This is a genomic window from Aurantibacillus circumpalustris (assembly GCF_029625215.1).
Lineage (GTDB): Bacteria > Bacteroidota > Bacteroidia > B-17B0 > Aurantibacillaceae > Aurantibacillus > Aurantibacillus circumpalustris.
Window position 1 is genome coordinate 1,565,918 of the sequence record NZ_CP121197.1, and the last position, 16,015, is coordinate 1,581,932.

Sequence of the window (16,015 nt, forward strand, 5' to 3'; positions counted from 1 at the left end):
TGCTCTAGTCAAGCAGAGTGCGATAGTTTAGTTGCTGCTAACGTTAAAAGTATGTCTGATCTTAAAGGTGTTTATATAGTTGATGGTGCACACTCCTCTGTAGCATTCAGTATTAAACATGTTATCAGCGACACGCGCGGTACTATTAGTCCTGACAGCGGTGTAGTTAATTTTGATGGAGCTAATTCTAAAATCTATATTCGTTTAGATATGAATTCGATCAATACTCAAAATAATATGCGTGATGGTCATTTAAAAGAAAAAGCAGATTTCTTTGATGTTGCAAAACATAAAAAAGCTGTTTTTGAATCGACTAGTGTGGTTGAAAATAATGAAGGAGAGTTCGCTTACACGGCGCATGGTAAACTTACCATTAAAGGCATCACTAAAGACGTAGACCTTAATTTTAATTATGTTGGTTCTACAGATGGCAGCAGTTATGCAAGTGGTAAAGAAGTTCCAGCAACCATTGCAGGGTTTAATGGTAAAACATCGATTAACCGCAAAGATTTTGAAATAAATGGTGGCGGTGCTTCAGAAGAAGTTAAAATAGAAGTAACATTAGAAGCGGCTCAGGAAAAAGCAAACTAGTTTTATACCTTATTGCAAAGGATCCTCGACGTAAGTCGGGGATTTTTTTTTGGATTGGAATTTAAAAGGATTTAGAAAAAAGCTAATTATTTTTAATCAAAAATTTTTTTTGGGGAAAAGCACAGCAAAAATAAGTCTTTCGGGCCCAGATATTTTAAGCAGCGAGAAAACTCTTGACAACGTTGCTTTTTATTTGTAAATTTATCTGTAACTAAATTAAACCCCAGTATTATGAAAAGAACATTCCTCTATCTTTTTTTAACGTTTTTGTCGACAGGGTCTATACAAGCCCAATGCGTTCAAACGTGTTCAAATTACATTGCATTTCCAACGACATTTACAACCTACCAGACTTTTGGTACTAATGTTACAAATTCGTTTTCACCAAATGCAGACGATGGCTACACCGCTCCTGTGCCCATTGGATTCAATTTTAATTTTTATTGTACAACTTACAACAACCTACTAATTTATAGCAATGGTTTAATCCAATTCAATATTGGCGTTCCGTCTACATTTCCTTCGGGATATGACGCGGCCCAATACATTCCCAATCCATCAGTTCCTACCATTCTAAATGGCATTGTAGCTCTCAGAATGGATGATTTGGACCCATCTGTCGGAGGTACTGTTACGTACGCCACAATAGGTGTTACTCCGAATCAAATGTTTGTGGTGACTTATAGCAACGTACCCTTATTCGGAAACTCCACTTTACTTTATTCAGGACAAATAGTGCTTCACGAAACAACGAACGATATTGACATCATTAGTATTAGTTCTCCACAAAGTCCAAATTACGCGACGCTTGGCATTGAAAATGAAACTGGAACATTAGGACTCTCTTATACGGTTACATCAGGCTCTTCCAATATGCCTCTCAATCAGGCCTATTGGGCACAAACAAACACAGCGTACAGATTCTCTCCTGTTACACCGCAACCGCCATCATCACTCACGGGAAATACAGTTTTATGCCAAGGTGATCCAGCCAACTATCAAGCAAGTTTTATTACAAGCGCAACTGCTTATAATTGGTCGTTACCTGCAGGCTGGTCCGGCACAAGCACACTGAGTTCACTTTCAGGGTATGCTGGTGCAAGTGGTGGCGTTTCTGTAAGCGCTACTTATAGTTGTGGAACGTCCGTGCCTACGGTAATAAACGTTACTGTAAATCAGGCGCCGGTAGTTGCTATAAATTCAATAGCCCCACCAATAATTTGTTCTGGCAAAACTATCACTATCACCACATCTGGCGCAATTTCCTACACTATAAATCCAGGTGGCATTCCAAGTACGGCAACAACACTAACAGACATGCCGGTTACAACGACTATATATACCTTAACTGGCACGGCTCCAAACGGATGTATCTCTGTTAACAATCCTACAACCACAGTTACCGTTTTAGAAACTCCAGTTATAACAGTTAATAGCGGCACTATGTGTTTAGGAGAAACGTTTACAGTGATGCCAAATGGCGCTCCAAATTATTTGATAGCTGGCTTACCTTTTGGCACTTCAACTCCTCTTGTCGCCGGGCAATATAGTTACGTAGTTACAGGAACGGGCACAAATGGATGTGTTAGTGCACCCGTCGTGAGCTCTTTCACCGTATTTAACCTTCCAAATGTTGGCGCATCTGCTTCAAGATCGGTTATGTGTACCAAAGAATCTGTAATTTTAATGGCATCGGGAGCTGATACCTATTCATGGAGTTCTTCTTCTTCTTCAAACGCTACAATTTCCGTTAGCCCTGTTACAACAACTTTATACTTCGTCGTAGGAACAGATTTACAAGGATGCGCAAGTTCGCAATCGGTGGCACTTCAGGTAAAACCATGTACAGGTTTAAATGAGCTTTCATCAAATGGGGTTATAGATGTGAAAATATTTCCAAACCCTACGAATGGAAATTTTGATGTAACATTAAATTCACTAAATGAAAAAACCGTTATCGAGATTTACAATGCTCTAGGGCAATTACTAGTCTCAGAAAAAATAAATTCACTTGTAACGGAATTTAATCTAAATAGCCAAAGTAGCGGTTTGTATTATGTTATGGTGAAAAACTCCGCAGAGCAGAAAACGCAAATCATTAAACTAATAAAACAATAAAAATTCTTATTCTAATTGAAGTCCTGCTAAAAATTTAGCGGGACTTTTTGTTTATATTAAATCAATATTCCAATACAGTTAAATTCCAGAAGTTAAGGAGAAAAGAGTGTGACGGAATGTATTTCACTGATCCAAATTTTAATACTAATTTGCAGGGTAATATGCGAATAATTACCTACAATGTGAATGGCATACGTGCTGCAATGAGCAAGGGCTTTATAGACTGGATGCGTGAGATTAATCCAGATGTTTTATGTTTGCAAGAAATAAAAGCAAGTCCCGAACAAGTTGGTGTATTTGAGTTAGAAGAAATGGGTTATAAACACTACTGGTATCCGGCACAAAAAAAGGGATACAGCGGAGTTGCTATTTTTACTAAAAAAGAACCGCTTCGGGTAACCTACGGTTGTGGAATAAAAGAATACGATGATGAAGGACGTATATTGCGCGTGGATTTTGAAGATGTTTCAGTGATGAGTGTCTACCATCCCAGTGGCAGTAGTGGTGATCTTCGTCAGGCTTTTAAAATGAAATGGTTAAGCGACTTTAATAACTATATTCATGAGTTAAAAAAAACGATTCCGAATCTTGTTCTTAGTGGTGATTTTAACATTTGCCACAAAGCAATTGATATTCATAATCCAAAATCGAATGCAAATACAAGTGGCTTCTTACCTGAAGAACGCGAGTGGATGGAGCAATTTATTAACTCAGGTTTTATCGACACTTTTAGGCATTTTAATCAAGAACCGCATCAATACAGCTGGTGGAGCTACAGAGCGGGAGCACGCTCAAAAAATTTAGGATGGCGGATTGATTATAATTTAAGCAGCAAAAATCTAAAAGAACGACTTCAAAGATCTGAAATTCTACCTGACGCAAAGCATAGTGATCACTGCCCCGTCCTTCTCGAAATTCGAGACATTGTCTAAGAAAAAAGCGTATTCATCGAAATTGTCAGGATTCTCTAGGTTTTAAGGCTTTGTTATTCCATATTTGTTATAATGTAAATTCAGCCAAAATTGTATGAGAAAATTATTAGCAAGCACTGCATTTTTTTTAGTACTACTATTATGGAGTTGCAGTAATGACAAAAACCAAGACCACAAAAATTCTAACGAAACAAAGGGTGGGGTTTATATAGGAGGGTTTTTAAGGGTTAACGAGGTTAACAATATCAAAAGTCTTATGCCAATCGCTATCAATGAAGTAGCGAGTTACCACTTAGCCTCACAGGTTTACGAAGGGCTTGTTAAATACAATCAAATGGATCTTTCAATTATGCCAGGTTTAGCAAGAAGTTGGGAAATAAGTGCGGATCTAATGGAGTACACTTTTCATCTTAGAAGCGACGTGAAATTTCATAACGATCCTTGTTTCAAGGATAGCTTGGGTAGAAATTTAGTGGCCAATGATGTTAAGTATTGTTTTGAAAATTTATGTTCTAAAAACGTCAATAATAGTCAGTATGATGTAACGTTTAAGGACAGGGTAGAAGGCGCTAATGATTTTTTTGCTGAATCAAAATCAGGAAAGGTGCGCACGTTTAGAGGAATTACAGTAATCGATGACTCAACTATTAAGATACGTTTGGTTCATGGCGATGCTAATTTTTTGAACATTTTAGCTATGCCAGGCTGTTATATTTATCCTAGGGAGGCTGAACAAAAATACGGAAATGAGATGCATACAAAATGCGTTGGAACAGGACCATTTTACATTGAAACAATTAAGGAAGGTGAAGCTGTTGTGATGAAGAAAAACTCCAACTATTGGGCTTATGATAAGGACGGCAATAGACTTCCATATTTAGACGGTGTGAAATGGACATTTGTACCAGATAAAAAAACAGAAGTGATGGAATTTCGTCGCGGAAATTACGACATGATCTACAGAATTCCTGTAGAAATGTTTCACGATATTTTTGGTGAAATGCAAAATGGTAAACGGAGTTTAGATTTCGACATCTATTCCTCACCAGCTTTAAGTACGCATTATTACGGTTTTAATCTGCAAACAAACCCGTTTTTTTCATTAAAAGAAATTCGCCAAGCATTTAATCTTGCCATTGACCGACAAAAAATTGCTGACTACACAATAAAAGGTGAGGGTAGATCGGCTGATTATGGCATGGTACCTTATACAGAGGTGTTTGAGAAGATGGGATATGATTACAAAGGTTTAAAAGGATACAAGTATAATCCAGATTCTGCGAAGAAGTTAATGGCCTTAGCTGGATATCCCGACGGAAAAGGGTTGCCCTCATTTAATTTAGAAATAAATAGCGGGGGAGGAGATAGAAATATTTTAGTAGCCCTTGTTGTTCAGAAAATGCTTAAAGAAAACTTAGGAGTAAATGTAAACATGAATGTTGTTACCTGGCCTGAACATATTGATAACATTCAAAGTGGTAAAAGCGATTTTTTCCGTTATGCCTGGATTGCAGATTATCCTGATCCGGAATCATTCTTGACTTTGTTTTATGGTAAACATGTTCCGGCAAATTATCTTGAAAAATCCTATGTTAATTTCGGAAGATTCAAAAACAAGATGTTTGATTCTTTATTTGTATCAGCGCGTTCTGAGCCTGATAAAGCTAAACGATACAAATTATTTTCCAAAGCTGAACAAATCGTTTTAGATGAAGCGGCCTGTATGCCTCTATTCTATGATGAAAATTTTAGACTGGAGCAGAAGAATGTGCGAAATTTACCAGAAAATCCAATGAATTACATCGATATGTCCACAACTTATCTTATACCTAAGAAAAAATAATTACACTTTTTAATTGCTCTTGAAAATCCTGATCAAAAAATGGTCGGGATTTTTTATTAATTTAGAATTCTAATTGTGCAGGAAGAATACGTTATAATTGTAGCCGGTGGTGTAGGAAGTCGCATGAAAAGCGATCGGCCTAAACAATTTATTGATTTAGGCGGCGAGCCAATAATTGTGAGAACGATTCGCTGCTTTTTAAATTATAATTCCCAAATACAAATTATTATTTCTGTACACAAAAATTACAAAGCGCATTTGGAAGGGCTCATTGAAAAGTTCAACCTTAAAAATTCAAGTATTAAAATAACTTTTGGTGGTGAAACACGTTTTGCTTCGGTAAAGAATGGCTTGGATTTAATAACAAACGAAGCAGCCATTGTTGGAATTCACGACGCTGCACGACCATTCGTATCACTTCAAACAATACATAATTGCTATGAAACAGCCCTATCAAAAGGTGCAGCTGTTCCTTGTATTTCGGTGAATGAAAGTATGCGAAAAATAAGTAACAATGTAAATAACTCTGTAAACAGAAACGAATATAAAATCATTCAAACACCTCAATGTTTTTTGGTTTCAAAAATTAAAAGTGCCTTTCAACAAGAATATAGCCACGCTTTTACTGACGACGCAACTGTTTTAGAGTCTATTGGTGAAAAAATTATTTTAGTAGAAGGTAACGAAGAAAATATTAAAATTACTTCTCCACATGATTTATTAATTGCCAAAGCACTATTAGCGAAATGAGTAACGATGATATAACAGACGCGCTGGAGATTACGGCAAAACTAATGGAGTTGCATAATGAAAATCCTTTTAAAACAAGAGCTTATACCAATGCCGCATTTAAACTGTCGAAGATGCGCTTCGATTTCCAAGGTAAAACACCTGAAGAAATAGCAGCTATTGAGGGTATAGGTAAAGGAATTTCTTCCAAAATAGTAGAACTTATAAGTACGGGTACCACCGAAGAGTTATCAAAATTAAGAGAAAATACACCAGATGGTGTAATAGAAATTTTAGGTGTAAAAGGTTTAGGACCAAAAAAGGTTAGACAGCTTTGGAAGGAATTAGAAGTGGAAAGTATAGGCGAATTGTTGTACGCCTGCAACGAAAACAGATTAATTACTTTAAAGGGCTTTGGTGAAAAAACACAAACTCAGGTAAAACAGAACATTGAATTTAAGTTAGCGAATAAAAACAAATTCCATTATGCCTCTATAGAAAAACCAGTGAACACTATCATTGAGCTTATTTTAGAACAACAAAACGATCTTCAAATCGCCGCCGTTGGCCAGTTGGCAAGAAAGTGCGAAATCATTGATAAAATTGAAATTTTGATTGATGGCGAAATCACAAGCAACCTTAGTGAGTTAGAAAAGGCAATTCCATTAAAAATAACTTACACTAACTGCGAGCCGGGCGAATTTTTTTATAAATACGTTGAACTAACATCTACACCAGAACATCTGGAAAGAATTAATTTTTCGAGTTTAGATAGTACAGAGTTTTTTGACGATGAAGAGGTATACACTGCGTTAAATTTGCAATACATAGAACCTGAATTGCGTGAAGGATTGAACGAGGTTAAGCTTGCCGAGCAGCAGGCTATTCCAAAATTAATTGAGGTTGAAGATTTAAAAGGGATTTTGCACAACCACTCTACCTACAGTGACGGTGTGCATACTTTGAAAGAAATGGCAGACTATTGCAAAGGCTTGGGTTATCACTATTTTGGAATTTGTGATCACTCTAAAACTGCGGTGTACGCGGGCGGACTTCCAATTGAAAAAGTAATTGAACAACAAAAGGAAATTGATAAATTAAATGCAGGCTATACAGATTTTAAAATTTTAAAAGGAATTGAAAGCGATATATTAAATGATGGCTCGTTAGACTATCCGGAAGAGATTTTAAAAACATTTGATTTTGTAGTCGCTTCTGTTCATTCAAATTTAAAAATGACTGAAGAAAAAGCAACCGAACGTTTAATCGAGGCAATTGAAAATCCTTATACCTCAATACTTGGTCACCCTACAGGACGTTTGTTATTAGCAAGAAAAGGATATCCAATCAATCATAAAAAAGTAATTGATGCTTGCGCGGTAAATAAAGTGTCTATTGAATTAAACGCGCATCCTTACCGTTTAGATATTGACTGGCGTTGGATTCCATATTGTTTAGAAAAGGGAGTAATGATTTCTATTAATCCCGATGCACATCACAAAGAAGGTTTAAAGGACATGTATTACGGTGTTTGTGCAGCGCGTAAAGGCATGTTAAGTGCTGAACATTGTTTAAATGCCTTATCTTTAGAAGAACTTTTACTAAAATTTAAAAAGTAGTGCCAATTTTAAATTCCATAGCCAGCTGGTTGATGAAGAAACGCATGCACCAAATCGAACTTTTTATGAAGTATCCGGTGGATGTGCAAATGGAATGGATGTACAGTTTGATAAGAGATGCTTCTAACACGCACTACGGAATTTCAAATAATTTTTCTGAGATTGAAAATTATGAGCAGTTTAAAAGCACCGTTCCACTAAATGATTACGAGTCATTAAAGTCTTTGATTGAACGAACACGCAGAGGTGAACAAAACTTATTGTGGCATTCAGAAATAAAATGGTTTGCTAAAAGTAGTGGCACAACCGATAAGAGTAAATTTTTACCTGTCAGCCAGGAGAGTCTGGATGGTTGTCACTACAATGCCGGAAGAGACATGATTACTTTGCAATGCAATAATAATCCTGAAACACAATTATTCACTGGTAAGAATTTAGCGCTTGGTGGAAGTCTGAAAGAAGATCAGTTTGGTGATTACAATTCTTTTCATGGCGATGTGAGCGCTATTATTATTCAAAACTTACCCATGTGGGCTGAATTTTTCAGAGCGCCTGAGGTTGATATTGCATTAATGGATGAGTGGGAAAGCAAACTCGAAAAAATTGCAGTTTCAATGATGAATGAAAACGTGGTGAGTCTTGCTGGAGTACCAAGTTGGATGCTTGTTCTGTTAAAACGGATTCTCCATAAAAAAAATGTAAGTACAATAAATGAAGTGTGGCCTAACCTGGAAGTGTATTTTCATGGTGGCGTTAGTTTTACACCGTACAAAGATCAGTTTTTAAAAATTTTTGATAACAGCAAAATTAATTTTATGCAGTTATACAATGCTTCTGAAGGTTTTTTTGGCATTCAAGATCAGTTAAAAAGTGAAGACATGTTATTGATGCTCGATTACGGCATTTTTTATGAGTTCCTAGATATTAAAGATCTGTCAAGTTTAGATTCTCATAAAAAAGTAATTAATCTTGATCTGGTTAAAATTGGGGTGGATTATTCCATGATTATTACAACAAACGCTGGACTTTGGCGTTACCAGCTCGGGGATGTAATTCGTTTTACGAGTACCAATCCTTACCGTTTTGTAATTTCAGGAAGAACCAAACAACACATTAATGTGTTTGGTGAAGAATTAATGGTGCATAATACCGAAGCCGCAATTGCTGCGGCTTGCGAGAAAACACATGCTATGGTAAAAGACTATACTGTTGCACCAGTTTTTATGAAGAATAATTCGGGAGCGCATGAATGGTTAATTGAGTTTGAAAAGGACCCAAATAATTTTGATTTTTTTGTTTCAATCCTCGATGAAAATTTAAAAAAACAAAACAGCGACTATGAAGCAAAACGCTACAATGATTTTGTATTGCATTTTCCCCATGTGAAAAAAATGCCTGAGAATAGTTTTTATAGATGGTTAAAAGCAAATAACAAAATGGGCGGACAATACAAAGTACCACGATTAAGTAACGATAGAAAAATTCTTGAAGAAATTCTTCAATTAAATAACGAAAAATAAAAAAGAATATTTTGAGATTGAATCATGTATATACCTGCGTTTGTTTTATTCTTCTTTGTAGTTCTTTTATACAACACAATGAGCCAAAACCTCTTGTAATTAAAACTAAATTCGATTTTTTTACAACCGATAATCTCGGTAATATATATATTGTGAAAGAAGATGAGTTGATGAAGTATTTGTCAAATGGTAAAATGTTTGCCAGATACAGCAATTTAAGACTTGGGGCCATTTCATCGGTTGACGCAACAAACCCACTAAAAATTGTATTGTACTATAAGGATTTTCAGCAAATTCTTTTTTTAGACAATCAACTTTCTTTAAACAGCGATGTGGTATCACTTGAAAAATTGGGATATGAACAAACAGATTTGGTTTGCGCTAGTGCCAATAATAGTTTTTGGATTTACAATAAACAAAACAACGAATTGAATCGTTTTAATGAGAGTTCAAAAAAAATAACTTCTACCGGAAATTTGAAACAAGTTTTGCGAAGCGACATAGCACCAGATTATATGATGGAATACAATGGTTATTTGTATTTAAATTCTCCTGAAACCGGAATTTATGTGTTTGATATTTTTGGCGCCTTTAGCAGAATAATTTCGATCAAAAACTTAACACAGTTTCAGGTTAATGAAAATATTATTTATTATCAAAAGGATAGTAGTTTTTGTAGTTACAATTATACACTCTTTGAAGATGCTTGCAAAGTGCTTCCAAACCATGGTAAACTAGTTGGGCTACGTTACGGAAATAAAAAATTATATTCTGGGTTTAAAGATTCATTGCTCATACAAGAGTTTTAGTTTGTTGAAATAATAATAATTTTTATCTTTAGTTTTCAAACCCATTATCATGAAAAAAATCGTAGCCCTTTGTTTCTTAGTATGTTCGTTTACTTTTTTAAAAGCCTCGCATAACCGCGCTGGTGAAATTTTATATAAACGCATAGCACCATTTACGAAAGTTGTTGGGAGCGTAACGGTTGAAGTGTACACCTATTCCATTACAGTTATAAGATATACCGGCGATGGCCCTGCAGTGGCAGACAGATGTGGGGATACTATTTATTTTGGTGATGGCGCATGGATTAGAGCTCCTAGAATAAACGGGGCGGGTACTTGTGGTTGCGGTTCAATTAACAATGCACCAGTTGGCTGTGGCGAAATCATTGTAAACGCACAAGGTTATATCGTAAAAAAAAATGTTTACACTGCAATACATACGTATCCTGGTTCGGGTACGTATGTAATTTGGAGTTCTGATCCGACTCGAGATCAAGGCATTCACAATATACCGAATTCGGTTAACCGCTATTTTTATATTGAAACAAAAATTATTATTAGCCCATTTATGGGAGGAAACTCCTCGCCGATCTTATGTAATCCTCCCACAGATTATGGAAGGGTAGGATCTTGTGTTTATATTAACTGTGCTGCTTATGATTTGGATGGAGATAGCCTATCATACGAATTAACCGCATGTAAATATGAATATGGTGATGTTCCTGGGTATTTTTTTCCTGAAACGGGTACAAATGGAACTTTTAGTATTAATGCTGTAACGGGATTACTTACTTGGTGTTCACCACAATTTAGCGGAACCTACGGTATCGCCATCATGGTGAAAGAATGGCGTAAAAACTCGTGCAACAGTCAATCCATTTTATTAGGCTACGTTATTAGAGACTTTGAGGTAACTATACAAACGACGCCTCTAAGTTCCTACACAGCCTCCGCAATTTCTGATATTTGTGTAAAAGCAGGGACGGCGGTTCATAAAACCATGCAAATAACTGCAGCTAATACAAGTTTAAGTTTATTGGGAGAAATAAAAACATTTACATCAAACCCTGGATCAATAACTCCGCAAAATGTGAGCGGAACACAGACTGTAAATTTCAATTGGCAGACCAAATGTTCTCAAGCTCGCAAGATGCCTTATGATATTTATATTGTTGCCAATGTTTCAAATTATTATATGCAAAAAGAATATACACAATTTAGAGTAACTCTTCTTCCACCTTCCCCATCAATGCTAACTCCTTTTATTGATACGGGTATAGTCATTCTAAATTGGATTCCATTAGACACTTGTTTACCATCACTTACTGGCTACAGTATTTATAGAAAAACGGGGAATAATTCTTGGAGTCCAAACTCCTGTGAGCACGGAGTTCCAGCTAATTCTGGATTTGTTTTAATTGGGAATGCACCTGCAAATGCTGCCAGTTTTACTGATGACGATCTTTCTTTAATTTTAAATGGAACATCAGCGCATTATATTGTTACACCGCATACAAGCGATTGTTTAGAAGGTATTGCAGATAATGCTCAAACAGTCACACTCGTTGTAGGAATTAAGGAAAATGAGTTAAATCAAGAATTTCAGATTTATCCAAATCCATTTAATGAAGACATAGAAATCAATTTAGGAGAAAAGAATTATAAACAAATAGAAATAAGTGTTTTTGCTATAGATGGCAAGCTCGTATTTAAAGGTCAAAATCTAAATAATGAAAGTAAATTTCAGCTCACTTTAAAATCTTTGAATGCGGGAATTTATTTGATTCGTGTAGCTACTGAAAGCGGCGTTGCTTATAAAAAAGTGGTTAAAAACTAACTTATCACTATTTAACACTTTTCTAATAGCTTTACATTCTTGGAATCTTAAATTTGTATACAGCTATTTATTTTGGACTCTCAAAACAATATTCTTCTTCAAAAGCTCGACGAGTTTATTCGTCGTTACTACAAAAATAAATTAATAAAGGGAACAATTTATTCGAGTGGTATTTTGTTGCTCGCGTTTTTATCGGTTGTTTTTCTTGAGTACTTTGGGGAGTTTAATACTCTCATTCGAGGTGTTTTATTTTTTAGTTTTCTGAGTGCATCAATTGCTGTATTGATCAATTACATTGTTACACCTTTACTTAAGCTAAATAAAATAGGAAAAGTAATTTCTTACGATCAGGCCGCGGCTATTATTGGAAATCACTTTAGCAACGTGCAGGATAAATTATTAAACGTACTTCAACTCCAGAACAATCAACTTTTAAATGGTTCGAATGAATTGTTGTTTGCAGGAATTAACCAAAAGATCAATGAGTTAAAACCAATTCCTTTCACTACAGCTGTTGATTTGAATGAAAATAGGAAATATCTTAAATACTTGCTTCCATTAGTGCTTGTAACAACGGCAATAGTAATTATTTGGCCGCAAATCATTTCTAAAAGCACTACACGCTTAGTTAACTACCAAACCTATTACGAGAAGGAAATGCCTTTTCAATTTACAATTCAAAATAAAGATCTACAAGCACTTCAAACGCAAGACTATAAGTTGGAAGTAAAGATTGATGGAGATGAGGTTCCGAATGAAGTTTTTATCGAGGTGAGCGGAATTAGTTACAAATTAGAAAAAGAAAATACTATTTCCTTTCATTACACTTTTACCAACTTACAAAACACACTGCCATTTCAACTAAGCGCAGCAGGTTTTACTTCAAAAGAGTATGAACTCAAAGTACTTCCAAAACCGTCTTTACTCCAGTTTAATTTACAACTTATTTATCCGTCGTATTTGAACAAGCCAAATGAAAACCTTACAAATACAGGGGATCTTCAAATTCCACAGGGTACAAAAGTAAATTGGGTATTTAATACTAAGAATACGGATGAATTAAAATTGCAATTCAGCGACAGTTTAGCATTACCATATAAAAGCAACGAAAATCAATTTAGTTTTTCGCGAAGATTATTACAAAGCAACAACTACACCATAAAAGCATTGAATCAATTTGTGCCAAACGCAATTGATTCGGTTAATTACGCTATTAATGTTATTGCTGATCAATTTCCAAATATTGATGTGAGTGAAACAGTAGATTCTTTGAACACAAAAAATATTTATTTTAGCGGACAAATTAAAGACGATTATGGATTTAGTCGTTTAACATTCTATTTTAAAAAATTCGGCACCGATACAAATGGAAAGTCAACTGAAACGAGTGGAAGTTATCCTATAGCTTTAATAAAAGGGCAAGTAAGCCAACCTTATTTTTATTTTTTTGATGCAGCTCAGTATGATTTACAGCAAGGTGATAAGGTAGAATACTATTTTGAAGTTTATGATAATGACGGTGTAAATGGTCCAAAAGCCTCAAAGACTGCGCTGATGGTTTTTAAAGCTCCAACTGAGGATGAGGTGAATGAATCAACACAAAAAAATAACGCAGAGATTAAAAAAGATTTAGAAGAGAGCATTAAAAAAGCAAAACAATTGCAAAAGGATGTAAATGATCTTGCGAAAAAAATTAATGATAAAAAACAATTGGGTTACGAAGAAAAAAAGAAAATTGAGGACCTCCTTAAAAAACAACAAGAACTTCAAAATAAAATAAACGAGGTTAAAAAAGAAAACGAACAAAATAATAAACAACAAAGCGAGTTTAGTCAAACCGATGAATCTATTCTTGAAAAACAAAAACAATTAGAACAGCTTTTCGAAAATGTAATGACGCCTGAAATGAAAAAACTATTTGACGAGTTAAATAAAATGCTCGAAAAAATGGATAAAAATCAGGTGCAAGAGAAGTTGGAGCAGTTAAAACTTACCAATGAAGATATAGAAAAAGAGTTAGACCGAAACTTAGAAGCGTTTAAGCAATTAGAGGTTCAGCAAAAAATGCAAAACGCAATAGATAAACTCGATGAACTCCAAAAGAAAGAGGAAGACTTGAACAAGGAAACGGAAGGGAAAAAACCAGAAGACTCTGCTGACAAAAAAGATAAGAATAAAGATGATAAGGACGGCAAGGATAAGAATGCCAAGGACAAGGATGGTAAACAAGACGAAAAAAAGACCGAATCAAAAAACTTAGAAAAGAAACAAGAAGAAATTAAAAAGGAGTTTGATGAGCTTAAAAAAGATTTAAAGGATCTTGAACAAAAAAATAAAGAGTTAGAAGAACCGAATGAACTTCCGAAAAATGACGAGAAGATGGATGAAGTTAGTCAGGACATGGAAAACAGTTCTCAAGAATTAAGTAAGAGCAATAATAAGAGCGCCTCTAAATCTCAGAAAAGTGCAAGTCAGAAAATGAAAGAAATGAAGGAGCAGATGGAAAAGGCAATGGAAGCGGAGGAGGATCAACAACAAGCTGAGAATGCACAAACACTTCGTCAAATCTTAGAAAATCTGGTAAACTTATCTTTTGGTCAGGAAGAATTAATTAAACAACTTCCTAATACACGTGTGGATAACCCACAGTATGTTGCGATTCCGAAACAACAGAATAAACTCAAGGATGATAGTAAAATTGTGGAAGATAGTCTACTTGCTTTAAGTAAGCGTGCCCCTCAAATTAGCGCCATTGTTAACAGAGAAATAAACGCCATACATTTAAATATGGATAAGACGGTAAAGGCATTGGCAGATAGAAATACTGGTGAAAGTGTAATGCGAATGCAAAGTACTATGACTTCCGTAAATAATTTGGCTTTACTTTTAAATGAAGCGTTGGAGCAAATGCAACAGCAGATGAAACAGGCAAAAAAAGATAATGAGGGCAAAAAACCTGGAAAATGTAAAAAACCAGGGTCGGGTTCAGGTAAAAACCCTTCTAAATCAGGAACACCATCTTCGAGCATGCGAAAATTGCAAGAGCAATTAAATCAACAGCTTAAGGAAATGAAAGAGGCCATGGAGAAAGGTCAGAAACCAGGTGAAAAGCCAGGGGATAAAAAGGGTCAGAAATCAGGTCAGGGTAGTATGGGTAGCTCTGGAACTGGAATGCCTGGCAGCGAACAGTTTGCGAAAATGGCCGCCCAACAGGAGGCCTTGCGCAGACAAATGCAGTCTCTTATGGATAAATTGAAAAATAAAGGGAATAATCCAGGGGGAGATCTTGCAAATTTAATGGAAGAAACGGAGAAAGACCTTGTAAATAAGCAAATTACAAATCAAACCATGAGCAGACAGCAGGAAATACTTAGCCGTTTACTCGAAAGTGAGAAAGCCGAAAGGGAACGGGAGCAAGACGAACAACGTAAAAGTAATGAGGCCAAAAATGAAAATTTAAGCAACCCTGCCGAATTTTTAGAGTATAAAAGATTAAAGGAAAAAGAAATGGAATTGTTAAATACAGTCCCACCTAGTTTAACGCCTTACTACAAAGAAAAAGTAAATAATTATTTTAACAGCTTAAGTAAATGATACCAACTAAGTACCAAACATTAAAAATAAACTCGAATACCCAAAGTCTTAGATTGGTTGAGCGCTTAATCGAAGATGTTTGTCAGGTATACGGGGTAAATGAAGATTGTTATGGTAACATGCTTATTGCTGTTACAGAAGCAGTGAACAATGCTATTCATCATGGCAATCAAGACAATCCGGAAAAAGTTGTGAAAATTGGTTTTGAATCTGAAAATTCAAAACTTATATTTTCTATTACCGATGAAGGAACTGGATTTGATTATGCAAACTTACCTGACCCAACCGATCCAGCAAATATTGATAAGATAAGTGGGAGGGGTGTTTTTCTTATGCAAAATCTATCAGACTCAATAAGCTTTGAACAAAATGGGCAAAAAGTCATACTAGGCTTTAACTCTTAAAAGATTTCCTACTCTTTACACGATTTTCAATTCTAATCAT

The 16,015-nt window shown here is 35.4% G+C and carries 11 protein-coding genes; all 11 read left to right on the forward strand.

The window, feature by feature from the left end:
• Positions 1 to 51: 51 nt before the first annotated feature.
• The 11 genes from P2086_RS06555 to P2086_RS06605 all read left to right on the forward strand — a co-directional run bounded on the left by P2086_RS06555 (position 52) and on the right by P2086_RS06605 (position 15,975).
• Positions 52 to 591 carry a YceI family protein gene (locus P2086_RS06555; protein WP_317900252.1) on the forward strand — a complete coding sequence of 180 codons (540 nt, stop codon included), beginning with the start codon at positions 52 to 54 and terminating at the stop codon, positions 589 to 591.
• Positions 592 to 822: 231 nt separating this feature from the next.
• Positions 823 to 2,709, forward strand: coding sequence for an NIDO-like domain-containing protein (locus P2086_RS06560; RefSeq protein WP_317899645.1), 1,887 nt, complete (start codon positions 823 to 825; stop codon positions 2,707 to 2,709).
• 161 nt (positions 2,710 to 2,870) lie between these two features.
• On the forward strand, positions 2,871 to 3,641 hold the full coding sequence (locus P2086_RS06565) for an exodeoxyribonuclease III (protein ID WP_317900253.1): 771 nt from the start codon (positions 2,871 to 2,873) through the stop codon (positions 3,639 to 3,641).
• 94 nt (positions 3,642 to 3,735) lie between these two features.
• On the forward strand, positions 3,736 to 5,484 hold the full coding sequence (locus P2086_RS06570; RefSeq protein WP_317899646.1) for an ABC transporter substrate-binding protein: 1,749 nt from the start codon (positions 3,736 to 3,738) through the stop codon (positions 5,482 to 5,484).
• A 75-nt stretch (positions 5,485 to 5,559) separates the two neighbouring features.
• The gene (locus tag P2086_RS06575; protein WP_317899647.1) at positions 5,560 to 6,234 is read left to right on the forward strand and encodes a 2-C-methyl-D-erythritol 4-phosphate cytidylyltransferase; all 675 of its coding nucleotides are present in this window, start codon (positions 5,560 to 5,562) and stop codon (positions 6,232 to 6,234) included.
• A complete protein-coding gene (locus P2086_RS06580; protein WP_317899648.1) occupies positions 6,231 to 7,832 on the forward strand; it encodes a DNA polymerase/3'-5' exonuclease PolX in 1,602 nt (533 codons plus the stop codon). The genes P2086_RS06575 and P2086_RS06580 overlap by 4 nt, the downstream gene beginning before the upstream one ends.
• Positions 7,832 to 9,352 (forward strand): GH3 auxin-responsive promoter family protein, encoded by a 1,521-nt coding sequence (locus tag P2086_RS06585; protein ID WP_317899649.1) that lies wholly within the window; start codon positions 7,832 to 7,834, stop codon positions 9,350 to 9,352. Before P2086_RS06580 ends, P2086_RS06585 begins: the two co-directional genes overlap by 1 nt.
• Before the next feature lie 11 nt (positions 9,353 to 9,363).
• The gene (locus tag P2086_RS06590; protein WP_317899650.1) at positions 9,364 to 10,161 is read left to right on the forward strand and encodes a hypothetical protein; all 798 of its coding nucleotides are present in this window, start codon (positions 9,364 to 9,366) and stop codon (positions 10,159 to 10,161) included.
• 49 nt (positions 10,162 to 10,210) lie between these two features.
• On the forward strand, positions 10,211 to 11,977 hold the full coding sequence (locus tag P2086_RS06595) for a T9SS type A sorting domain-containing protein (RefSeq protein ID WP_317899651.1): 1,767 nt from the start codon (positions 10,211 to 10,213) through the stop codon (positions 11,975 to 11,977).
• A 72-nt stretch (positions 11,978 to 12,049) separates the two neighbouring features.
• A complete protein-coding gene (locus P2086_RS06600) occupies positions 12,050 to 15,571 on the forward strand; it encodes a DUF4175 family protein (RefSeq protein ID WP_317899652.1) in 3,522 nt (1,173 codons plus the stop codon).
• On the forward strand, positions 15,568 to 15,975 hold the full coding sequence (locus P2086_RS06605) for an ATP-binding protein (RefSeq protein WP_317899653.1): 408 nt from the start codon (positions 15,568 to 15,570) through the stop codon (positions 15,973 to 15,975). The genes P2086_RS06600 and P2086_RS06605 overlap by 4 nt, the downstream gene beginning before the upstream one ends.
• Positions 15,976 to 16,015: the final 40 nt, after the last annotated feature.